The 21,643-nt window shown below is 39.7% G+C and carries 21 protein-coding genes and 1 other annotated feature; of the genes, 4 read left to right on the forward strand and 17 right to left on the reverse strand.

Going from position 1 to position 21,643, the window contains the following annotated elements:
- Positions 1 to 28 precede the first annotated feature (28 nt).
- From AC1DSL_RS06825 to AC1DSL_RS06860, 8 genes are all read right to left on the reverse strand, one after another.
- Positions 29 to 541 carry a GNAT family N-acetyltransferase gene (locus AC1DSL_RS06825; protein WP_477531662.1) on the reverse strand — a complete coding sequence of 171 codons (513 nt, stop codon included), beginning with the start codon at positions 539 to 541 and terminating at the stop codon, positions 29 to 31.
- An 11-nt stretch (positions 542 to 552) separates the two neighbouring features.
- Positions 553 to 1,575 (reverse strand): ABC transporter permease, encoded by a 1,023-nt coding sequence (locus AC1DSL_RS06830; RefSeq protein WP_477531663.1) that lies wholly within the window; start codon positions 1,573 to 1,575, stop codon positions 553 to 555.
- Entirely contained in the window at positions 1,553 to 2,293 is a 741-nt protein-coding gene (locus tag AC1DSL_RS06835) for an ABC transporter ATP-binding protein (protein ID WP_477531664.1), read from the reverse strand. The genes AC1DSL_RS06830 and AC1DSL_RS06835 overlap by 23 nt, the downstream gene beginning before the upstream one ends.
- A gap of 19 nt (positions 2,294 to 2,312) precedes the next feature.
- Positions 2,313 to 2,987, reverse strand: coding sequence for an SOS response-associated peptidase (locus AC1DSL_RS06840; RefSeq protein WP_477531695.1), 675 nt, complete (start codon positions 2,985 to 2,987; stop codon positions 2,313 to 2,315).
- A 121-nt stretch (positions 2,988 to 3,108) separates the two neighbouring features.
- Positions 3,109 to 3,723 (reverse strand): PH domain-containing protein, encoded by a 615-nt coding sequence (locus AC1DSL_RS06845; protein ID WP_477531665.1) that lies wholly within the window; start codon positions 3,721 to 3,723, stop codon positions 3,109 to 3,111.
- Positions 3,724 to 3,938: 215 nt separating this feature from the next.
- Positions 3,939 to 5,105, reverse strand: a complete 1,167-nt coding sequence (locus AC1DSL_RS06850; RefSeq protein WP_477531666.1) for an MFS transporter — start codon at positions 5,103 to 5,105, stop codon at positions 3,939 to 3,941.
- Positions 5,098 to 5,508 carry a MarR family winged helix-turn-helix transcriptional regulator gene (locus tag AC1DSL_RS06855; RefSeq protein ID WP_477531667.1) on the reverse strand — a complete coding sequence of 137 codons (411 nt, stop codon included), beginning with the start codon at positions 5,506 to 5,508 and terminating at the stop codon, positions 5,098 to 5,100. Before AC1DSL_RS06855 ends, AC1DSL_RS06850 begins: the two co-directional genes overlap by 8 nt.
- A 115-nt stretch (positions 5,509 to 5,623) precedes the next feature.
- Positions 5,624 to 5,875: a hypothetical protein gene (locus AC1DSL_RS06860; protein ID WP_477531668.1), complete on the reverse strand. Its 252-nt coding sequence runs from the start codon at positions 5,873 to 5,875 to the stop codon at positions 5,624 to 5,626.
- A gap of 168 nt (positions 5,876 to 6,043) precedes the next feature.
- Here AC1DSL_RS06860 and AC1DSL_RS06865 point away from each other — a divergent pair, with 168 nt between their 5' ends.
- Positions 6,044 to 6,898: a VOC family protein gene (locus tag AC1DSL_RS06865; RefSeq protein WP_477531669.1), complete on the forward strand. Its 855-nt coding sequence runs from the start codon at positions 6,044 to 6,046 to the stop codon at positions 6,896 to 6,898.
- A 619-nt stretch (positions 6,899 to 7,517) separates the two neighbouring features.
- On the opposite strand, the gene metG is transcribed toward AC1DSL_RS06865, so the two are convergent.
- Complete coding sequence (gene metG, locus AC1DSL_RS06870; RefSeq protein ID WP_477531670.1) at positions 7,518 to 9,149, reverse strand: methionine--tRNA ligase; 1,632 nt, start codon at positions 9,147 to 9,149, stop codon at positions 7,518 to 7,520.
- 49 nt (positions 9,150 to 9,198) lie between these two features.
- Positions 9,199 to 9,467: a binding site (T-box leader), on the reverse strand.
- Positions 9,468 to 9,749: 282 nt separating this feature from the next.
- On the opposite strand from metG, the gene AC1DSL_RS06875 reads away from it, so the two are divergent.
- Positions 9,750 to 11,249, forward strand: coding sequence for an MDR family MFS transporter (locus AC1DSL_RS06875; RefSeq protein WP_477531671.1), 1,500 nt, complete (start codon positions 9,750 to 9,752; stop codon positions 11,247 to 11,249).
- Positions 11,250 to 11,634: 385 nt separating this feature from the next.
- Here the strand turns inward: AC1DSL_RS06875 and recQ are convergent, their stop codons facing one another.
- A complete protein-coding gene (gene recQ, locus AC1DSL_RS06880; protein WP_477531672.1) occupies positions 11,635 to 13,389 on the reverse strand; it encodes a DNA helicase RecQ in 1,755 nt (584 codons plus the stop codon).
- Between the two features lie 52 nt (positions 13,390 to 13,441).
- The gene (locus AC1DSL_RS06885) at positions 13,442 to 14,047 is read right to left on the reverse strand and encodes a DUF1836 domain-containing protein (protein WP_477531673.1); all 606 of its coding nucleotides are present in this window, start codon (positions 14,045 to 14,047) and stop codon (positions 13,442 to 13,444) included.
- 142 nt (positions 14,048 to 14,189) lie between these two features.
- Here AC1DSL_RS06885 and trhA point away from each other — a divergent pair, with 142 nt between their 5' ends.
- Positions 14,190 to 14,837 carry a PAQR family membrane homeostasis protein TrhA gene (trhA, locus tag AC1DSL_RS06890; protein WP_016428501.1) on the forward strand — a complete coding sequence of 216 codons (648 nt, stop codon included), beginning with the start codon at positions 14,190 to 14,192 and terminating at the stop codon, positions 14,835 to 14,837.
- Positions 14,838 to 14,984: 147 nt separating this feature from the next.
- Entirely contained in the window at positions 14,985 to 15,425 is a 441-nt protein-coding gene (locus AC1DSL_RS06895; RefSeq protein ID WP_016428502.1) for a hypothetical protein, read from the forward strand.
- Positions 15,426 to 15,591: 166 nt separating this feature from the next.
- Here AC1DSL_RS06895 and AC1DSL_RS06900 read toward each other — a convergent pair whose 3' ends face one another.
- From AC1DSL_RS06900 to AC1DSL_RS06925, 6 genes are all read right to left on the reverse strand, one after another.
- Complete coding sequence (locus AC1DSL_RS06900; RefSeq protein ID WP_477531674.1) at positions 15,592 to 16,893, reverse strand: M48 family metallopeptidase; 1,302 nt, start codon at positions 16,891 to 16,893, stop codon at positions 15,592 to 15,594.
- Positions 16,894 to 17,034: 141 nt separating this feature from the next.
- Positions 17,035 to 17,823, reverse strand: a complete 789-nt coding sequence (locus AC1DSL_RS06905) for an alpha/beta fold hydrolase (RefSeq protein WP_477531696.1) — start codon at positions 17,821 to 17,823, stop codon at positions 17,035 to 17,037.
- Positions 17,824 to 17,975: 152 nt separating this feature from the next.
- On the reverse strand, positions 17,976 to 18,401 hold the full coding sequence (locus tag AC1DSL_RS06910; RefSeq protein WP_016428505.1) for a hypothetical protein: 426 nt from the start codon (positions 18,399 to 18,401) through the stop codon (positions 17,976 to 17,978).
- A gap of 474 nt (positions 18,402 to 18,875) precedes the next feature.
- A complete protein-coding gene (locus AC1DSL_RS06915) occupies positions 18,876 to 19,043 on the reverse strand; it encodes a hypothetical protein (RefSeq protein WP_477531675.1) in 168 nt (55 codons plus the stop codon).
- Positions 19,044 to 19,084: 41 nt separating this feature from the next.
- On the reverse strand, positions 19,085 to 19,507 hold the full coding sequence (locus AC1DSL_RS06920; protein ID WP_477531676.1) for a protein-tyrosine phosphatase family protein: 423 nt from the start codon (positions 19,505 to 19,507) through the stop codon (positions 19,085 to 19,087).
- Between the two features lie 12 nt (positions 19,508 to 19,519).
- On the reverse strand, positions 19,520 to 21,637 hold the full coding sequence (locus AC1DSL_RS06925; RefSeq protein WP_477531677.1) for a type IA DNA topoisomerase: 2,118 nt from the start codon (positions 21,635 to 21,637) through the stop codon (positions 19,520 to 19,522).
- Positions 21,638 to 21,643: the final 6 nt, after the last annotated feature.

A 21,643-nucleotide genomic window follows, 5' to 3' on the forward strand; every position in this document is an offset into this window, starting at 1 on the left:
ACCATACCGTTTATTAAAGCCATCAGTATTATTGATATTCTTTTGCAAATAACCGGACATCTTCTGAAGTAGACGCGTATTTTATCGTGCCTTCATCTTTCATTCCCAGCTTTTGTAGAAGGTTTGAAGATTTTTCATTATCGAGTGATGTAAATCCAACGATTCGGCGATACCCTAAATCTTCTGCACCATAAGTTAAGGTAGCTTCTGCCGCTTCGTATGCGTAGCCTTTACCCCAATATTTTGAGAGTACCGCAAATCCAAGATCCACATCTCTCAAGAAATCACGATGAAGGAGTCCACAAATCCCGATTGGTGTTTCATTTTCTTTCATTTCAATTAAGTACAAACCAATTCCATGCTCTTTATACATGGTCATCGGTCCCTCCACGATGTATTCCTTCGCACCTTCTGCCGTGCGAATACCTCTATCACCGATATATTTTATCCAGTCTGGTTCATTCATGAGTTCTACTATAAACTCCGCATCATCTTCATTTAAATGACGAAGTATGAGTCTTTCTGTTTCTACTATTTTCACGCAATTCACCTCTAATTTTTACGGTACTTTTTAAGAGCCACAATATTAAGCAGTATAAATACAATTGCAAAACCAAGAAGTACCAATACGTCCAATTTCACGTCACTTAAACCATACCCTTTATACATTATACTCTTTAACGCGTCTGCACCATACGAAATCGGCATCACTTTAGATAAACCTTGCAGCCATTCAGGCATTCCATCGACAGGAATAATTCCCGTGAAAAACACTTGAGGAACAATCACTAGAGGGATAAATTGAATCATTTGGAATTCAGAAGATGCAAATGATGAAAGTAGAATCCCCAAACTTAGTGCAACGAGCGCAATTAACCCATTTATCACAAGTACATGCCAAATTGAACCGACCAAAACCATGTCCAAAACATTTACGGCATACGTAACGACGATGATCGTTTGTATGATGGCAAATAATCCATACCCTATCAAATAGCCAAAGACAATTTCCCATCTTTGAATCGGGGTAGATAATAACCGTTCGAGTGTTCCTGTCATTCTTTCGCGTAGCAGACCTATTCCCGAAATTAAAAACACGAAGAAAAACACAAAAAACCCAACTAAAATAGGGCTTAATACGTCAAAGAAAGAAGTGTTTTCACTTCCATATACATATTTCGTTTCTATTTCTGACGTTCCAGCTAAATTGCCGAACAAAGCTTGTTGAATTTTTGCTCTCAACATTTTCGAACGGGAAGGATCTGTATTTTCAACTGTCAATGTCATTGTTTCCCCATTAAAAACAAGGTACCCATCCAATTCATTATCTATAATTGTTTTCTTAATATCATTTGTCTTTGGAAAAGAAATCAACTCTAACTCATTACTCTTCCATTGCTCTATCATTTCGCTGGATACACCTTCCACACCTAGCCTGGAAGGTACATCATTGCTAGTAAACAAAAAATGCATAAGCGTTAAAATCAGTAAGGGTGCCATAAATAGGAGAGCCAGTGTCCGTTTATCACGAACTAGCTGTAATACAATTCGGTTAACGAGGGCCCTGATGCGCATCTGATACCCCTCCCGCTTTTAAAAAGACATCTTCCAAATTACCGACTTGATAAGCCTCTTTCAATGCTTGTGGTGATCCTGTTGTAATGACTTTCCCTTCTCTTATCATGGTGAGCTCGTCACACTTCTCTGCTTCATCCATGACATGAGTCGTTACAACAATCGTCTTTTGTTCATCATTCTTCAACCGGTCAAGTTCCTGCCAAATGGATTTTCTTAGCTCTGGATCAATACCTACTGTAGGCTCATCAAGTATCAAAATCTCAGGGTTTTGAATAAGTGCGATTGCTAGGGAGAGTCGACGTTTCATGCCACCAGAATAAGTTAAAACTTTCTTCTGAATGGAATTTTCGAGTTGAACAATGCGTGTCACATAAGCAATCCGGTCTTTTTGTTCGTTCTTATTCATCAAAAACATGGACGCAAAAAATGACAAATTTTCTAAGCCAGTCAAATCTTGATAAAGCGCATCCGATTGTGCCATGTATCCAATTTTCTGGAGCAGGTCCAGATTCGGAACTTTTTTTGAAAGCACTTCTACCGTTCCAGTTGATGGTAACTCCATTCCCATGATGAGTTTTATTAATGTTGTTTTGCCAGAACCTGAAGGTCCAATAAGGCCAAGGATTTGACCCGTATCCGCAGAGAAATTCACGTTCGACAGGATTTGATGCTTCCCGTAAGTCTTGCTTACATTGGCAACATGTAAAATCGGCATCCTTTACCACATCTCCTTTTTAACCCGTTACTTTTTCAATCAACTCTGGTGCATTATTTTTGGGAGAGTTCACTTTGTCAGACACTTCATATGCTTCGAGCAAGCCATTTTCCAATGGAATTAAAAACGGTCTCAACTCATCCACATGATTCAAATTTGGATTTAACCACTTTTGTTCATCTTCTTGTTTAAGAATGACTGGCATCCGATCATGAAAGGATGACATCAATTCATTCGCTTCGGTTGTAAGAATGGTGCATGTGTGAACAAGGTTGCCTTTTGCGTCTTTCCAAGACTCCCATAGTCCTGCCATCGCAAAGAGATCATCGTTTTTCATTTTAATGCGCATCGGAATTTTGCGTTCTTCCGTACGTTTCCATTCATAAAATGAGTCTGCTACAATTAGGCATCTTCTCTTCTTGAAAGCTTCACGAAAACTTGGTTTTTCATGTACAGTTTCCGCTCTGGCATTAATCATTTTAAAAGCGATTTTCGGGTCATTTGCCCATGGTGGAACGAGCCCCCACTTTAAAAAGCCCAAACGGTTTTTCTTACCATCATTTATCACGGAAAGGACCATTTGGGAAGGTGCAATATTGTAGCTTTCTTCATAATCTTCTTCATCAAAAGTGGCTTCACCAAAACGTTCTTCAATGATTCGAAATTCAGCAAACAAACTGTAACGTCCACACATATTTACTTCCACACCCTTTCTTTTAGAATCAATTCGCTACAATTAATTGATTTCCTTTATTCACACAAACAAAAACCGCCCTTTCTCAGCCGAGAGATGGACGGTTTGTATTGTTAAAGATTTATTGATTGATAAACAGCTCAAATGTATCTGTAAAATCTTTTTTTGCGTATTTGGAGCGATTTTCCTGCATCCAGTCATGTGCGAAACGGGTGATTTCTTCAAACGATTGAGCAGGCGTTACTTCATCATTTCCAATGCGCCCCATCGACTGGGATGCGTAAGACAAACTGTTTTCTGCAATGGCGTACTTTTTCTCGTTTTCTTTTACTTCAACGGAAATCGCAAACAACACTTTATACAAATCTTTAATTTCCGCCAAAAAGCGTTTATGGATATCCACTGTCATAGGGATGCTGCCGATGGTAAATTTAATTTCCACGTCCAAATCAATTGTTCCTGCTGTTTCCAAGGTAACATTTGTAATCGGATGGTACGCATAATCATAACGTTTGAGTGTGCGTTTCTTGCTGATGGCATTTGCTCCATCCACATGAATCAGCGCTTTGTTTGTAAAACAGTACTCGTCTGCTTTTGTCTTAATCAGGAAGAAGATTTCTTCACCCGATTCATGCATAAGAAAATCATCAGACTCCGTTTTATCAAAATCCGCTTTCGGTACGACAATTCCAATATCAGATAAACCAAGTGCATCTGCTGCTAATTTTTTAAACAAGTGTATTCCTCCCGACAATCTAGACTTCTCTTATACATACGAAATAATTCGCTGAAGGTTTCAAAGATATGGACCAAAGGTATTTGGTCCTTATCTTTGCGACGAGTAACCGCAGGAGCAAAGGTCCTACGCAGTTTCCCCACCAACAACATTATTTAACAGAGTAACCAAAGAAAATGTGGATAATTTCGTGGATATTCGAAAATGGTGTTGGATTACTTTTCTTTCATAATCCACTTATAGTAAAAGACAATAAGTACGACGAAACCACCAAGTGCCATATACAAGTTTGCATATCCCATATACGCTACGGCAATGCCAAGCACAAAGGACCCTACTGCAATGCCTGTATCAAAAAGCGTAAAGAATGTGGCAGTTGCATAAGCACTTCTTCGGTTCGGCGATGCCTGAATGGCAAGCGTTTGGAAACTCGGCAATAACGTACCGTAACCCAAACCGATCAACGCACCTGCCAGTAGTAACAGCCAGGCAGACGAAGCCAAACTGAGGACAAACAAGCCTGCTGCAAAAATCAGTATCGAGGGAATGATGACGATATTCGGTCCCATTGTATCAAACAGTCTTCCTGTGATAGGTCGTGAAATGAGCATTGCTGCTGCAAAGACTAGAAAGAAGTAACTGGCTGTTTCAATTAACCCGATTGACTGTGCATATAACGAGATGAATGACATGATACTCGCATATGCAAACGAAACGAATATCCCTACAGACGAAATTGCAAGTGCCTTGCGTTCAAATAAATCAGACCAACTTAGTTTACGTTTAGCACTAGGCTGAACTTCTTGAACGGTATCTTTAACAAAAACCCCACAAAGCCAACCAACAATCATAATCACACCAAATATCAAAAATATGGAATGATACGAAATAAGCGGTTGAAGGGTCAAGGCAATAAACGGACCAACGACAACTGCCAAGTTCATCGACATGCCAAAGTAGCCAAGTCCTTCTCCTCTTCGCTCAGGAGGAACAATATCCGCTGCAATCGACAACGTCACTGTTGTGGCTATGCTGAATGAAACGCCGTGTATAAATCGTAAAATAAGTAGCGAATTGATGTCTTCCGTCAATATATAGGAAAAGGTAGAAACTGCAAATGCAAGCATACTTAATCCCAACATGCGTTTTCTACCGAACTTCTCGAGGATCAGTCCAGAAAAAGGCCGGACGAGAATGACAGACAACAGGAAGATGGTCGTGACAAGCCCTGCTTGGGAAACGGTTCCTCCTGGCAGATCGAGAGCATACATGGGCATTAACGTTAACAATGCATAAAACACCACAAATATGAAAAAGTTACTGACGGCAATGTTGATGAAGCTTTTTGTCCAAATGGATGATTTATTTGATTGTTTATTCATAATCCTTACCTAATTTCTTTAACAGTCGGGTCAGTTCATTTACTTCATCGTCTGACAATGACTGCAACAATCTACCTTCAACTTCCGCAATTTTTCCTTCAATTTTTGGAATCAAAGACTTTGCTTCATCTGTCAACTCGACAATTCTCTCCCTTTTGTCTTTGCCTTCCTTACGGATGATGAAGTTCCGTTGTTCCAACTTCACCAAAGTTCTCGTTACAGTTGGAGCTTCGACATTTAAATACTGCCAAATTTCAGTCTGAGTCATGATACCGAATCGATTCAGGCAAAACAGAATGGACCACTGGGCGCTATATAATCCATAATCTTTTAACGCTTCGTTTACTTCCTTATTTGACAATCGTGCCTTCTGATGCATTTCGTGAAACACTAAATTCTTCATCGTCATCTCTTTTCTAATTATTTACCTAGGTAACTACTTTACTATTCTAGTATATAATTTTAAATAAAAAGAGTAAAGAAAAAAACCTGCAGTTCGCAGGTTTCAGTTTTTAACTTTACTTCAATGCTAATGGGAGGATAATTGCTTTATGTAAAACCAATGGATTGATCAGTGAACTCAAATAGACTACAGTGACAAGACCTTCTTTTGTATGAAAGTCTTTGAAAACGGCATCATCAATATCTGTCAGATCTTTTTTGATAGCTGCCAACGGGACGATCAGTGGATTCTTCCCAGATGGTGCGGGGGACGGTGATTTCATCTTGCTATTTTCAACCACTTTCCGTGCACGTTTCCATATTTTCATCCGATCACTTCCCTTTACATTGGAGGCATTTCTATTTGATGTAAGTCTTGACTACTGAAGGAAAGTTTATTCGAAAATATGTAAGTGTTGACATATGCCGCTAACTCCCTTAAACTAACTTACATAAAGTAACCAACTTTTGAAATGTAACCAAAAAGGAGAATGATTATGACATTCCATCAACATCCAACCACTTATACAAAGCATGTCCATTTACAAGTAGCAGACTTATCTCGCTCTACCATTTTTTACGAAAACATAGTGGGACTTCGTATTTTGGATCAAACAAAATCAATTGTCAGTTTTACCACTAACGGACAAGATGCTATCTTAACAATTGAACAACCTATAGAAGTCAGCAACCACCCCGCAAACGCTGCAGGACTGTACCATATGGCCTTGCTACTGCCTTCCAAGAAAGACCTAGGAATCGTTTTCAATCATATTCGCAGCACCGGTTATCCGTTTAGCGGAGCGTCCGATCACATGGTGAGCGAAGCGCTTTACTTGAATGATATAGATGGAAACGGCATTGAGCTCTATTACGACCGTAGCCCTGATATGTGGAAATGGCAACGTGACATGGTTGAAATGACCATCGATCCACTTGATATTCAGAGTCTTGTGGCAAGTGCAGAGCAGACACCATTCAATGGCATGCCTGAAGGTACCGTTATGGGTCACGTTCACCTCCGTGTCGCAGATCTCGATGAAGCAGAAACGTTTTATGTAAAAGGATTAGAATTCGATGTTGTGTGTCGTTATGGAACACAAGCATTGTTCATATCTTCAAACGGCTACCATCATCATATTGCTCTTAATACATGGGGACACCCTAGTTCGATTAAACGCACGGAACAAACACTTGGAATGAAAAGTTTTTCAATCGTTTATCCAAGTGAAGAAGCAAGACAAAAAGTTGTTGCACAATTAAAAGAAATTGGTGCAACCGTTTCAGTACAAAGTGATTATGTAAGTGCGATAGATCCATCCGGTATTGAAGTTCAATTGTTTATCGCATAATTAAAGTCCCAAATAGAGAAACAAGTCGATAAGATACAACAAAAAGCCAAACCTTAACGGAAAACTTCCGAATATGTTTGGCTTTTTGTCTATGATCAAAATAATATCACAAAATCCATAAAAATCATCATACACAAATTGTCTCATCTGGATGAGACAATTAATTCCATATTAAAAGTCAATGAATTACTTGAACAATCAAATTTGAGAGTTCCATTACCTAAACATTCATTTCAAACTTGCATAAATTAGAGAGATTTTTATAATGAGGAGTGTAGTTAAATGGTTATGCCATTCGGAAGAGATGAACGTTCACGACAAAGTTTCCCGAGTTTCCCAAGACCCCGAAGATTCCCAAGGTATCCGTTTTATCCGTACTATCCGTTTTATCCGTATTATCCATTTTATCCTTATTATCCTTACTATCCTTATTACCCAGGATATGGATACCCTGGATACGGTTATTAACAATAGTAAGTTTTCATGAAAATACACTGATACTCTTGAAGAATTCTAGCTCTCTATGTAATCAAATTGCTCTTTAAATGATTTACAGTGGGATTATTGTACAATTTAAAAGAGATGGTGATTCCATTGTGGAATTCACCATCTCTTTTACTCATTTCGCGATTAATCTAAGCTTCTCTAACTCTTCTTCGATCAGATTCACATCAATTCGTTCAAATAAAGGACTTACTTGGAAAACTTGACAAGCTACTTTTTCAATTGGCAGCCATGAAAATGGAGCCAATTGTAACATTTCATTAACTTTTTCACTGGAAAACGGCAGAAATGGCGCTAACAGTTGAGTGCAGTTAGAAATGATATGCACACAAGTAAGCAGAACGTTTTGACAGGCTTCCCGTTTTTCATGAATGGTTTTCCACGGTTGCTGGGCGTCGAAGTATTTGTTTCCAAAGCGGATTGTTTCAAAGATGACTTCAATCGCTTGTTTAAAACGTCCGTTTTCAATGAGTAGCCCGACTTCATCGTATTTCGACGACACCTTTGCCTTGATGATCGTATCTATTTCCCCTGAAATATGACCTTCGAAAGACTTGTCGATAAATTTCAATGTACGATTCACTAAATTACCATAAGCACCAAGAAGCTCGGAATTATGACTTAAAATAAACTCTCGCCACGAAAAGTCAGCATCTCTGTTTTCTGGTGCATTCGCCGTCAAAAAATAACGGATAGAATCGGGATTGTAGCTTTCCAGTATTTCAGGTACCCATACGGCCCAATTCTTGCTCGTCGACAATTTTTTCTTTTCCAATGTTAAATACTCGTTCGAGATAATGTGGGTTGGGTGAACACCTTTTCCAATCCCCGATAGAATGGATGGCCAAATGAGCGAATGAAACGGAATATTATCTTTCCCATGAACATAATAGGAAATGGTTTCTTTATCCCAAAATGCTTCATCACTTTGATTTGTTTCGTTTGCCCAGCGCTGACTGGAGGAATAGTAACCCGAAACCGCCTCAATCCAGACATAGATTTTCTTCTCCTCATAACCTTTTACAGGAACGCTTACTCCATTCAACAAATCTCTCGAGACAGCACGGTCATGCAAGCCTTCTTTCAAATAGCGTTCGGTTAGATGGATGGCATTCTCACGCCATTGCTTGTTTTGCTTCGCAATTGCCACTCTGTTCTCCAGCTCATTCTGAAATGAACTTAAAGAAAAATAGAAGTGTTCCGTTGTCTTGGTGGTCGGTTCATTGCCACAGATTTTGCACTTCCGCTCAAGTAAATCCAAAGGGTCAAGAATGGCTGAGCAATGATCACATTGATCCCCGCGTGATGGTTGCCCGCAGTTTGGACAAATTCCTTCTACATAACGATCGGGTAAAAACTGTCTGTCGACATCGCAGTAAGTTTGTTCGATCTCCCGTTTATCAATATAGCCATTTTCAAGTAGCTTCAGGAATATTTGCTGAACGACTTCATGATGCTGTGGATGATCCGTTCTTGAATACCTATCATAACTAAAGCCCAGTTTTAAAAAGCTTTCTTCAAATTCCTGATGAAAACGATTGGCGATCTCCTCAATGGATAGCCCTTCCTGTTTAGCCCGAATGGAAATCGGTGTACCGTTACAATCACTGCCTGATACATATAAGACATGTTCCCCTTTTTGACGGTAATACCTTGCCAAAATATCTCCTGGCAATAAAGCCGCAACATGACCTAGATGCAACGACCCGTTGGCATATGGCCATGCTCCCCCAATAAAAACATTCATTGTGACTCCCCCTTTGATTGCATACAAAAAACCCCGCCCTTATCTTATCGATAAGGACGAGGTTGAAAAATCCCCCGTGGTACCACCTTAGTTTACAAAGAGCTCACGCCATTTGCCTTCATAAGTACGCAGCAAAAAATCATGCCGGTATACTCAGACATTTGTAACAAGTGTCAATTCTTGTTGCAGCCTACTCATCATCAGATTTTCAGTGCAAAGCTCAGAGATCATTTTCGTAAGACTAGTTTGCTTCATTTCCACCAACAGAAGCTCTCTATATAACATCGTCCCACTACTTTTCCTCGTCATCGCCGTTTCATATATGATTGAAATGATTATAGTGAAATTGGAAATAAAATGCAATATTAATTTTATTGAGCGAACGGGTTAATCGGCATTGATTATTTTTTGTTCGGCATGAATCACGATATAATCGGCTTCATCTAATATTTAATCGGCATAAAACGTAATTTAATCGGTTTCACCCATTTATTCCATTAATAATCTTTTATTAGTGAAAGTTTCTTTTTTAGTGACACTATTGTTATACTTTTTCCATCACAGATTTTTCATATTTTTTACATAAGAGGAGCAATTAACATGATAGAACAAAGAAATTTACGCCTGGTCGTATCAGGCTTGCTTTTAGCGATTTTGATGGCTGCGATGGACAATACGATTGTTGCCACTGCACTTGGGTCGATATTGGCAGACTTAGGTGGAGTCGAGAGCTACGTATGGATTACATCAGCATATGCTGTAGCCGTCTTGGCAGGGATGCCGATTTTCGGGAAATTATCCGATATGTATGGACGCAAACGGTTCTTCGTCTTTGGACTGGCAATTTTCCTGATTGGTTCTGCTTTATGTGGAATCGCACAATCTGTCCCTCAGTTGGCTGTATACAGAGCTATTCAAGGGATCGGCGGAGGCGCATTGATGCCGATTGCTTTTACAATTGTCTTTGATATCTTCCCTCCTGAAAAACGTGGAAAAATGACAGGATTATTGGGAGGTGTATTCGGTGCTTCCAGTGTACTCGGTCCGTTACTTGGAGCCTTTATTACCGACACAATCAGCTGGCACTGGGTGTTTTATGTGAATGTGCCAATCGGAATTGTATCTCTATTTCTGATTCTGAAATTCTACAAAGAAACGAAGCAAAATACGAAACTTAAGATTGATTGGCTTGGCGCCATCACCTTGATAACAGCTGTTGTCAGCCTAATGTTTGGACTAGAGCTCGCCGGCAAAGAATTTGCCTGGAGTTCATGGCAAAGCTACACATTATTCGGGATTTTCATTGTGTTTTTGATTGTCTTCTTATGGGCAGAAACGAAAGCATCCGAACCAATCATTTCGTTTTGGATGTTCAAAAACCGTCTGTTCGCTTCTTCACAAGTACTCGCATTTATTTTTGGTGCTACATTTGTCGGATTGACGATTTTCATACCTATTTTTGTTCAAGCCGTGTATGGGGGTTCCGCGACGAATGCCGGTATTATTCTGATGCCGATGTTACTTGGATCTGTTGCTGGAAGTGCATTCGCAGGGATTGCACAAACCAAAATTTCCTATCAGAAAATAATGGCTATATCCGTAGTTTTCTACGCAATTGGAATGGCATTCATGTCGACAATTTCTCCTGAAACAAGCCGTATTTTACTTACTTTGTATATGGTATTGGTTGGGATGGGCGTAGGGTTTTCATTTTCATTACTGCCTTCGGCGAGTATGCATAAGATGGATTATCGCCATCGCGGTTCTGCCAACTCGACCAATTCATTTTTCCGGTCATTGGGTTTGGCGCTGGGTATTACCATATTCGGGTCATTGCAAACAAAATTGATGACTAATGAAATACAAGACAAGCTTGGGGGTTCTGGTCAAGATGCATCGCAGACAATTGACAATTTGCAGACCGTATTCCAACCCGAACAACGACAGATGATTCCATCAAACATTTTGGATGTCATTATCAATGCCATGTCGAATTCCATCTCGGCTACTTTCCTTTGGTCACTCATCCCGATTGCCATTGCAATCGTTGCTGTTTATTTCATGGGAAATGAGAAGCTTGAAGTTTCAAAAGAAGAGTAACTGAAGTCGACAATAATTAAAGGGCTTTTCCTCCGTCATGAATGATGACGAAGGAAAAAGCCCTTTTTTGTGTATTATCCCTCAACCTCGACAAATAGACTGACGAGAAATCCAGCACAAAATGTTGCAAGTAAAAAAGACGGCACTGCCAGTACTATTTTCAACCACGTCGGAGTGTCCTTGAACCTTTTAAATAACCGGAAAGCCATCCACAAATGAATCCAACTAATGATGCTACGAATAATGGCGCTTGCCATCTTCATGTCATCGAAATGAACATATCGCTGAAGATTGTCCATATCAACAAAGAGGATTCCCATAAAAGCTAGTGCAGTTATGAAAAAGAAGTGGACGAAAAATCTGAAATGATCTGAAATCCTAGTTCTCATTGATTGATGGCATTTAAAAATGCTACTCCATATTTCTCAAGTTTATTGGCACCTACACCACTGACTTCAAGAAACTCTTCCTCGTTTTTCGGACGTTTGGCACACATGTCTTTCAATGTTTTATCCGAGAAGATGACAAATGGCGGAACATTTGATTCGTCAGCCAATCGCTTTCTCACGATGCGTAGTTCTTCAAATAACGGATCATTGTCAGTAACTTGTTGGGTAACAATCGCCCCTTTGCGAAGAACTTTTTGATTCCCTTTCAGTACTTCTTTACTTTTCTCGGTAACATATATTGTTGGAAATGATCCATGTTCGACTGCGAGTAAGTCCTGTGAAATCATGAACTCCATCAAGTTCGCTACATCTTTCGCACTGTAATGCTTTAATATACCGTACGTTGTCAGTCTCTCAAATCCAAATTCAATTACCTTTTTGTTTCTGGATCCCGTCAGTACTTGGGCTGTCAGCATTTTTCCGAATTTCTGTCCCATTCGAATGACGCATGAAAGGACCATTTGGACATCTTGTGTAACATCCTGACTTTCCCGTTGGTCGGTGCAATTGCTACAATGTCCGCAAACGCCTGCATCGGTGTCACCAAAATAGTGAATGATGAATTGCTGCAGACAATTTTCTGTATGACAGTAGTCAACCATTCCCTGCAACTTGATGAGTTCGCCGGGTATACGACTTGGGTCTTGTGCTTGATCAATCAGGAATCGTTGGGTCTGAACATCTTGTGAGGCATAGAGTACAACACACGCACTCGGCAATCCATCACGACCTGCACGTCCTGCCTCCTGGTAATAACTCTCCATATTTTTCGGCAGTTGGTAATGGATAACATAGCGTATATTTGATTTGTCAATACCCATTCCAAAGGCATTTGTCGCCACCATCACCTGAACTTCATCTTTAAGGAAACGTTCCTGCTCATAGGTGCGGTCCTCATCGTACATACCGCCGTGATATTTTGCCACGCTAATTCCTCGTTTTTGCAGCATGTCGTGAATATGATTGACTGTTTTTCGAGTAGCTGCATAAATAATCCCTGATTCGTTTTCATTTTTCATTAAATAATCTTTGACAAATTTTTCACGGTCTTGCCCACGAATAACAGAGAATGTTAAATTCGATCGTTCAAAACCGGTCATTACAGTGTTTTCTTCCGTGATATTCAGAATTCGGCAAATGTCTTCGCGCACTTGTGGTGTGGCAGTGGCAGTTAATGCAAGGACTGTAGGTTTATTCGGGAAAAGCTCAGTCATTCGGCTGATTAATCGGTAACTTGGACGGAAAYCATGTCCCCATTGTGAAATACAATGTGCTTCGTCAACAGCTATCAATGGTACTGGAATGTCCCGAAGTTCATTCAAAAAGGACTGGGAGTCCAATCTTTCTGGGGCAATATATAAAAGTTTTACGGCTCCTCGTTGCACATCATTCAGTACTTCACGCACTTCTTCATGACTCAATGAACTATTGATATATGCCGCATGAATGCCCGCTTCCAGTAAGGTATCCACCTGGTCTTTCATTAATGAAATCAATGGAGAAACAACAATTGTAGTACCTTCTAAAACTAGTGCTGGTATTTGATAGCAGATAGATTTCCCGCCACCAGTCGGCATCACGCATATTGAATTGTCACCATTCAGTACTTGTGTGATTACTTGTTCTTGTCCGGTTCGGAATGACTCATATCCAAAAAAGGTTTGTAAGTATTTTGTTGCTTGTTCTAACACATGTGTCACTCCTTATCTGTTACAGATTGAATGTTAATGATATTCAAGTTCTTTATTTTTTTGGTATTAAATCGCCCGTGACCTTTTGTGATTCCTCTTTTAATTCATCAATTAACAGCTCCGCTGCTCTACGGTACGAGTTGCTGATGTTAACCAGTGAGGTGATCAGAAGAATTTTCTCCAATTTTTCCGCTTCGCTGTCTTTCATTTGGGCCACTTCTTCGTGAACATCTATTGCTCTTTTTTGGAATTCGGACTCGAAATCCGAGGCATTCCCACTCTGAATAGCAAGATAGCTATTATAGAATTTTTCTAGCTCAAAGTCTTCATTTGTCAGTTTGAAATTAAGACCGTCCAGCGTTGACTTAATGTCATTGATTGATAGAGCACCTTTTAATTGATAGACCAAACTGATCAAGATGAGGTGCTTCTTCGAATATTTTTTATTTTTTATAGGAATGAACAGCTTCGCTTTCGCATAGTTGTTGATCATAGTTTTTGTCAGAACTTTTTCTTCTTCATTGCGCTTTGTACTTTTAAAAGTGTGATCAAATAATTGAATGACTTGATCCATATATAAATCGATATCTGGCATTTCCTGAAGTGAAATGTTCTTATCTAAAGAAAGTTTCCTCAACAATTCTTGTATGTTTTCCATCTTGTATCCCTCGGTTTTCATTTGCATTTAGTAGTTTCAGTGTAACTTAAAAAAGACCAAGCGTAAATATTGACTAGATGGTGATATAGTTATATCTTTAAACATAGTATTAATAACTACATATTGAATTGGGGGTATTTAAATGCACGCTTATATTCGAGAACCTTTTAATAGTTTATCTCATTTAGTAGGTGCGGTATTATCTGTCATTGCGTTAATTGCTATGACTGTCAAAGCATCTATAAGTGATGTGCCTGTTCTTCATATTGTCGCTGTTATCATATTTGGCATCAGCATGGTTTTATTGTATACAGCATCCGCCACTTATCATATGGTAATTGCGAAGGACAATGTCATTGCTTTTTTCAGAAGACTTGATCACTCCATGATTTTTTTGTTGATTGCAGGATCGTACGCTCCTTTCTGCTTAATTGCTCTAAACGGCAAGAATGGATTTGTTTTATTTTCTGTCGTTACTGGTTTAGCGATCGCAGGTATTCTGTTTAAAATGGTGTGGTTCAACTGTCCGCGATGGCTTTCCACTGCTCTTTATATTGGAATGGGTTGGATTATTGTTTTTCTTGCCTCACCACTTACGGCAACTTTAAGTGCGAAGGGACTTTGGTTGCTCGTTGTTGGTGGAATCATGTACACAATAGGAGGTGTCATTTACGGTGCCAAGCCCAGTTTCATGAAATCCAAATACCTCGGTTTTCATGAAATTTTCCACATCTTCATTTTACTTGGAACTCTTTGTCACTTTTTGTGTGTATATATGTACGTATTATAGAAAAGTAACGAAGTGCCAGGCACCGGTTTTCTCAGAACCTTTGCCTGGCACTTTTGTATTGTTGCAACTGGCGTATGAATGGAACCCAAACCCTTCTTCGACAAAGCCATATACTAACTCGAATACAGTTTAAAGGAGGTACTCATTTTGGTTAATCAATTTCCCCCATTTCCACCTGGTGATGGCTCGCCAAACTTCCCTGGACGTGGTCCTGGATTTCCACCAGGATTCCCTGGACAAGGAGGATTTCCAGGTCAAGGTGGTTTCCCCGGGCAAGGTCCTGGATTCCCTGGTCAAGGAGGTGGCCAACAACCTTCAGGCGGCCCGCCGTCTGGTCCACCACCATCTTTCGTTCCTCAGCAAGCTGCCGGTGCTCGAGGTGGAGTTTCGGCTTTTGCAGTAGATCCCGGTGCGATTAGGGGCTGTTTGTTCCGGTTTACGTTTATATGGCTACGAAATGGTCGTTCTTTCTGGTTTTTCCCAACATTCGTTGGCAGACAATCCGTTGCAGGTTGGCGTTGGAATGGCCGTAGATGGACTTATTACGGAACAGATTTAGACAGAATCTCATCTTTCCAGTGTTTCTAGAACTTTTTTCTGTACAAAAATGAAGAGGACGCGATAAAGTCATTAACCTTGACTTTGTCGCGTCCTCTTTTTTTATTTAGCTATATTAAAGAATGTTGGCTCATGCGTAAATGCGGCTAGTGACGAAAAACAACAGGATAGTTTACCAAAGCCTTTAATTTAAAAGCTATTGTGTAATTACTCTATAAAAATCTTCTTCATTATCGACTTCAAGATATGAAAAGGCTGATTCCCCTGAAGGATCTTCAAGTTCGGGATCTGCTCCGTACTCATAGAGCATTAATGCAAGTTCATAATTCTCGTTGTATAAAGCATCCATCAAAACAGTCGAATAGTCATTTAGAGCATTCGGATCTGCTCCAGACTCCAAGAGAACTTGTGCGACATCGTTATTCTGTAAAAAACCTGCGTATGCGAGAGCAGTATATCCCTCAGCATCTGTTTCTTCCAGGTCGGCACCTTCATCAATTAAGGCATTTACTTCTTCAATATCCCCATCGTATGCCGCAGTCATAAGAGGAGTTTCTCCTTCGGTAGGATAATAGTCTTCCTCTGACAAATCGAATGTATCCTCTGAAAGAAGAGATGGAATGAAGCTTGAATAGACCAATCCCCCTGCTGAGAAAAAGAACACAATCAGCAGATAGACTCCAAACATCCCACCAAATAATAAACTGGCACCCAACACTATTTTCCCTTGTTTCGGTTCATATGAGGGTGTTCCCTCTACACGCATAAACTGTCCGACAGATTGGATGCGTTTTGGTAAGCGAGGATGACTAGATAAGACTTCACTTAACCACACAGCAACATTGGACTCACTCTTGATTTGCTCTAAATAGGCTGATTCGTTTACTTCTTGATACAAATCCTTGCCAGCTCCAAGAATCGTTAATGCCCGTTTTGCAGCAATTCCATTTTGAGTATAGAAAGCCGCTTCGCGGTCACATGTATATTCACATGAACGACTGTAAGCTTGTGATAAGAAAGGAATGAAAGTTGCAGGAAGCAGTAGCAGGTTCTTCCAAACATGGCGTCGTTTAATATGAGCAAGTTCATGGGCAATGATGAAATCAAGTTCAGCTGCTCCACCCTGTCTTGCAAGTTCGAAAACTTCTGAATAAACAACTACCATATCACGACCTAAAAAGCGTGTTGCAAATGCGTTTAATGCCCCTTCAGACTGAACAATAAATACATCGGGTACACGTTTCAGGCCCATTTCTTGCGATAAAACCACTACCCGTTCGTAAACATCCGGGAATTGGTTTTGGTTAATACGAATTCCATTCCCTCGGATTGATCCAAGCATAATCATATTTGCATAAATTACGATGGCTAATAAGCCCAGCGCTATGCCGATTCCGATAATTGAAATGGCCGCAATGATATAAATAAATATACTGAATATAATACTCAATACGAAGTATATCGTTTCTCTCTCTGATGTTACATTTGGTGTTCTCATTTTGCTGTCCCCTCTTGTATAAAATTTACATACAGTACTGAATTTAACGGATAATACAGAAGTGGTCAATATAATAATTTTTAGAAAATAAAAACAAAAAACGCAAAAGACCAAACCAATGGTCAATTGCATTTTTGGTACTTAAGATTTTAAGAAATCTTGAATTTCGGATAGTACTAAATCCGGTTTTTCCATCATGCTCATGTGTCCGGCACCTTTAATCAAAGCTTGAGAAATGATTTCTTTATGAACAGAGAAGGTTTTTTCGGGAGGGATGACTTGATCCCTCTCCCCAGCAATCAGTAGCACAGGCAACTTGCTGTTTTTGATGACATGATTTCGGTCTGGTCGATTTTTCATTGCTGTTAACATTCCTATTGCGCCTTCTTCAGTTGTTTCCTTCCCAATTTCTTTTGCTTTTTCTACATCTTCTGCATGCGTCTCCAAGTTTTCAGGCGCAAATAATTTAGGAATTAACCCCTCAATCAAAGCAGGGATTCCTTCCGATTTCACTTTCTCAATGGATGCATCGCGACCTTTCTTCGCTTCCTCAGAATCTGGATGCGCAGTAGAATGAATCAACGAAAAACCATTCAGTCGTTCTTCATATTTTTCTGCGAATGCCAATGTTATGTAACCACCCAAAGAATGACCAAACAATGTTACTTTCTCCAACTCCAATTGATCCAGTAGTTCTACTAACGTATCCGCCATGTATTCCATTCCGTAGTTCCCTTTAGGAAAAGTGGAGTCTCCGTGACCCGGTAAATCGGGCACAATCACTCGATTCATTTCGGATAATGCCGGAATCACCTTGTCCCAGTATTCATGACTTCCACAAAAACCATGCAGGAGGACAATTGCTTCACCCTCACCACTGTCTTGGTATGCCAATGTCAGATTTGATAATTCAATTTGATGATGCCCCATCTTAACAACTCCCGTTTTCATGTTTGTCATACACTTATACCCATAATTCAAACTTTTAAGCGCGGGAATCGGTTCAATTACAAAAATAAGATAGAAGATCATTTAAAACACAAAAAAGCATGCGCACTAAGTGTACGCATGCTTTCATTTATTTATTGGAAGAATTTAATCAATTGGTTGCTTGACGGTTCTTGTAAAGGAAATGTCTCATCACTGTCAGTCTGGCAGACCACATGCAATGTCGGTGTTTCCTTTACAATAAATTTCCAATGAGCCGTTTTTGAAGTACTCGTAGCTTTCAGTTCTTCACGCATCATTTTCTTTCTGAAATTGGCAAGCTTTGCAATCAAGAAACGTTCTTTGTAGCGAATTAACAAATACCCATTATGGGCAACACGGTTGTATTTGTTTAGACTAACTTCTCTTAAATCAAATCCATTAGACTTATTTTGAACAGACGGTGACAATACAAAAAAGTCACGTTTCTTAAAAATGGTTGTATTTAAATGTTGTACTAACCCTAATTCATTTGTCAAAAAGTCCTTGTTAACAGCACTTGGAATTTGATTATTATCCATTCTTCACCTCTTCTAAAAGTTCTCTTATAATAAGTATACACCTTTATGGATGAAATTTCACCTCTTCCTGGCTTTAAACCACTATAGAATGCATGTCACGACAACATTTCTCACCCATTAATCGTTGCTGTTCATGATATTACTCCGCTACTTGAACAAATAATAATAATTTTAGTTTTAACTGTTATCAAATGAGATTATTTGATTTCTCCTGCTTAGTTTGCTTAAAAGTGGCTCATACTATTCCAATTAATTTTCTTCATTTACATCAAAAAAACAAAGTTGTAGCTTATCGTGTCATCTGTGTTATCCGAATGAGCCAACAAGTATGAAAACCACATACTTGTTGGTCTCAAGCTTCGAAAGTGTTGCTCCTGCGGTTACTCGTCACAAAGAATAGGGTCAAACTACCTTTGACCCTATTCTTTCCTGCGATATGCTAGGAGCAAATGTAACCTTTCGTTTTTTTCAATATCAACAGCTTTCTTTCATCGGAACTGATGTCTTTCTCCAGGCGAATGAACAAATACGGTAGGTGAGTGGACAAAAAGTATAGTTGAACGGACGAAAACCAATTTCCTTGTACCCTTTCGTTCGTTCTTCAGTATCCACAGCTTTCTTCATATAGATAAAAAAAAGCAACCTTGATCCTCCTCAAGGTTGCTTTGGAATGACAATTTTATTTATTTTCCATAAATACGAGTTAAAGCCTCTTTGAATTGAGGTTTTACGTTCACTTCAGAACGAATCATTTTCACTTTCGCTTCAGCTTCTTCAATTGAATCAGCTAAACGGAGTTCCATCAACGTAGCCACAGCCATAGTTCCTGCTCTACCGGGACCGGTATTGCAATGGAAGAAGATTTTCTTGCCATCCTGGTAATCCTGAACAATTTGTTTGACACCAGTCCGAATCGATTCATCTTGGAATTCCCCATCATCCACAATTGGCTGATGTTTGCTGATTTCACTTGATGAAGCCGCAACTTCCGCACGCAAATCGTATACCACGTCGATTTTTTCGTCTTCAATCGCGTGTGGTACGTCGTTAACCCCACCAATAAATATACGATCGTCGATTAACGATTGATAATTTTTTTCGTTCATTGTGTCATCCTCCTAGTTAAAATCCAGTTTTAATTGAYCATTAGTGAATGTCAGCTTGGCATTGAAGTTTTTGCCCGTTTTTGAAACAAACCCTTTAATTAGGTCTGTTTTCCCTTTCACACATAAATCTTCAATGTGTTTGACGGACAACCGTTTCTTTAGGAACATGGCCGGAAACGTTTGTTTACAGCCCTCTTTATAGCCAGAGCAACCATAAAAATTCTTCCTTGAAATAATGGTTCCTTTTTTACAGGTCGGGCAAGTCGCAACTTCTTTTCTACTGACAAACGTTTCCGTCGTCATGTGAAAAGTCTTATCGCTCAGCTGCGTCGGCACATCATGAATCAATTGATTCAAATATTTAGCTATACTGCCTAAAAACAATTCGGATGAGCCATTACCCGTTCCGATTTTCTTTAAATAGGCTTCCCATTTTGCGGTCATGACGGGACTTGCAAGTAAATTTCCTTCAATCGCTTCGCAAAGGACACGTCCTTTTTCAGTAATGGAAACGATATTTCGCTTAACTTCAATATACCCATGTCGTTTAATCGTTTCAATTATTCCGCTCCGCGTTGCTTCCGTTCCGAGCCCTTCCACTTCTTTAAGAATTTCAGTATCCACAGCATCTTCCACAAACTTCCCACAGGTTTTCATCATAGCAATGAGCTGGCCTTCCGTGTATGGCTTTGGTGGTGTAGTTTGACCTTCTTTAATTGCCACTTTACTTTTCACTTGTTCGTGCAGTGACAGCCTCGGTAAATTGGGCTCTTTTGCTGAAGACGGTTCTTTTTCATTCGAAAACAATGCTTTCCAACCTTTATCGATTTCCGTTTTGCCGCTCGAGAAAAAGTCCAGGCCATTTACATCCGTTGTCACCGTTGTTTCTTTGTATAAGTAATCTGAATGGAACATCGCGAGTGTGGTACTTAACACTTCTTCATACAAATTTCGTTCCTCACGAGACAAACCAGCCAATTGTTTGTCGCTCGGAATTTTTTTCGTTGGAACGATTGCATAGTGTTCCTGCACTTTTGAACTGTCGACATACCGTTTACTTGGATTCCTTGAAGCAACTTGGAAAGGATGCTGAATAAGCTGTTGGTAAGCTTCAACTTGATTAACAAGATACGAAAATTCATTTGGTGTAATGTGCTGAGTATCTGTTCTCGGATAGCTGACAAGTTTCTTTTCGTACAGACTCTGCATCGTCGATAGCACTCTTGCAGGACTATATTTCCATTTGCGATTGGCTGTTGCCTGAATGGTGGACAATGCATGAAGTTTAGGGGGAAGAATCTTTTTATCTTCCGTTTTCAGTTGCTTCACAGTGCCTGGAAGCAAGCCGTCTATTCGATGTTTGTTTAATAAATGTTGAGCTTCTTCAATGCGCTTCATTTTGCCTTTCGCTTTTCCTTTATAAGAACCATGTTCAGCTTTGAACGTTCCTTCCAATTCAAAAAAGGATTCAGAAACAAATCGTTCAATTTCAAGGGCGCGTTGGTAAATCAGGTAAACTGTAGGTGATTGGACTCGCCCTATAGAAAACACTTCACGAATTCCTTTTTGTTGAATGAGCAACGTGTAAAGACGAGAACCATTCATCCCAACAAGCCAATCACTCATTTGACGCGCCTTCGCTTCTTCATACATAAGCAAATCCTTGCGGTTGTCCTGCAACTGCATAAATCCTTTACGTACTTCATCCACTTCAAGAGAATTAATCCATAAGCGTTTAATTATCTTGTTGCGGGCACGCGTGTAATCAAAGATACTATAAAAAATATTGGACCCCTCACGATCAACATCACATGCATTGATTACCGTATCAGTCTCATAAATCAATTTCTTAATGATTCCAAACTGTTTTGCCTTGCCTTTAGCAATTTGAAATTGAAATTCATCAGGCAAAATAGGTAATGTCTGAAGAGACCACTTCGTCCATTTAGGATTATGGGACTTTGGATCGCGCAGTTCGACCAGATGCCCGATTCCCCATGTAATATAGGCGCCTTGCGGGAAAGCCTCGCATGGTTGTACATCAAAAAAGCCTTCCTGCTTATTCACTTTGAAAGCATCTGCATATGCCTTCGCCTGACTCGGCTTTTCTGCAACAATAACCGGTTTCACAAAACC

This window comes from Paenisporosarcina sp. P4_D4 (genome assembly GCF_056401835.1).

What these genes read in the sequence shown, in the direction of transcription:
- AC1DSL_RS06865 (WP_477531669.1), top strand. Translation starts at nt 6,044, where the DNA reads ATGACATTCCATCAACATCCAACCACTTATACAAAGCATGTCCATTTA.
- AC1DSL_RS06875 (WP_477531671.1), top strand. Translation starts at nt 9,750, where the DNA reads ATGATAGAACAAAGAAATTTACGCCTGGTCGTATCAGGCTTGCTTTTA.
- AC1DSL_RS06830 (WP_477531663.1), bottom strand. Translation starts at nt 1,575, where the DNA reads ATGCGCATCAGGGCCCTCGTTAACCGAATTGTATTACAGCTAGTTCGT.
- AC1DSL_RS06855 (WP_477531667.1), bottom strand. Translation starts at nt 5,508, where the DNA reads ATGAAGAATTTAGTGTTTCACGAAATGCATCAGAAGGCACGATTGTCA.
- AC1DSL_RS06850 (WP_477531666.1), bottom strand. Translation starts at nt 5,105, where the DNA reads ATGAATAAACAATCAAATAAATCATCCATTTGGACAAAAAGCTTCATC.
- AC1DSL_RS06885 (WP_477531673.1), bottom strand. Translation starts at nt 14,047, where the DNA reads ATGGAAAACATACAAGAATTGTTGAGGAAACTTTCTTTAGATAAGAAC.
- AC1DSL_RS06860 (WP_477531668.1), bottom strand. Translation starts at nt 5,875, where the DNA reads ATGAAAATATGGAAACGTGCACGGAAAGTGGTTGAAAATAGCAAGATG.
- metG (WP_477531670.1), bottom strand. Translation starts at nt 9,149, where the DNA reads ATGAATGTTTTTATTGGGGGAGCATGGCCATATGCCAACGGGTCGTTG.
- AC1DSL_RS06905 (WP_477531696.1), bottom strand. Translation starts at nt 17,823, where the DNA reads ATGGGGCATCATCAAATTGAATTATCAAATCTGACATTGGCATACCAA.
- AC1DSL_RS06840 (WP_477531695.1), bottom strand. Translation starts at nt 2,987, where the DNA reads ATGTGTGGACGTTACAGTTTGTTTGCTGAATTTCGAATCATTGAAGAA.
- AC1DSL_RS06920 (WP_477531676.1), bottom strand. Translation starts at nt 19,507, where the DNA reads ATGAACGAAAAAAATTATCAATCGTTAATCGACGATCGTATATTTATT.
- AC1DSL_RS06910 (WP_016428505.1), bottom strand. Translation starts at nt 18,401, where the DNA reads ATGGATAATAATCAAATTCCAAGTGCTGTTAACAAGGACTTTTTGACA.
- AC1DSL_RS06900 (WP_477531674.1), bottom strand. Translation starts at nt 16,893, where the DNA reads ATGAGAACACCAAATGTAACATCAGAGAGAGAAACGATATACTTCGTA.
- trhA (WP_016428501.1), top strand. Translation starts at nt 14,190, where the DNA reads ATGCACGCTTATATTCGAGAACCTTTTAATAGTTTATCTCATTTAGTA.
- AC1DSL_RS06835 (WP_477531664.1), bottom strand. Translation starts at nt 2,293, where the DNA reads ATGCCGATTTTACATGTTGCCAATGTAAGCAAGACTTACGGGAAGCAT.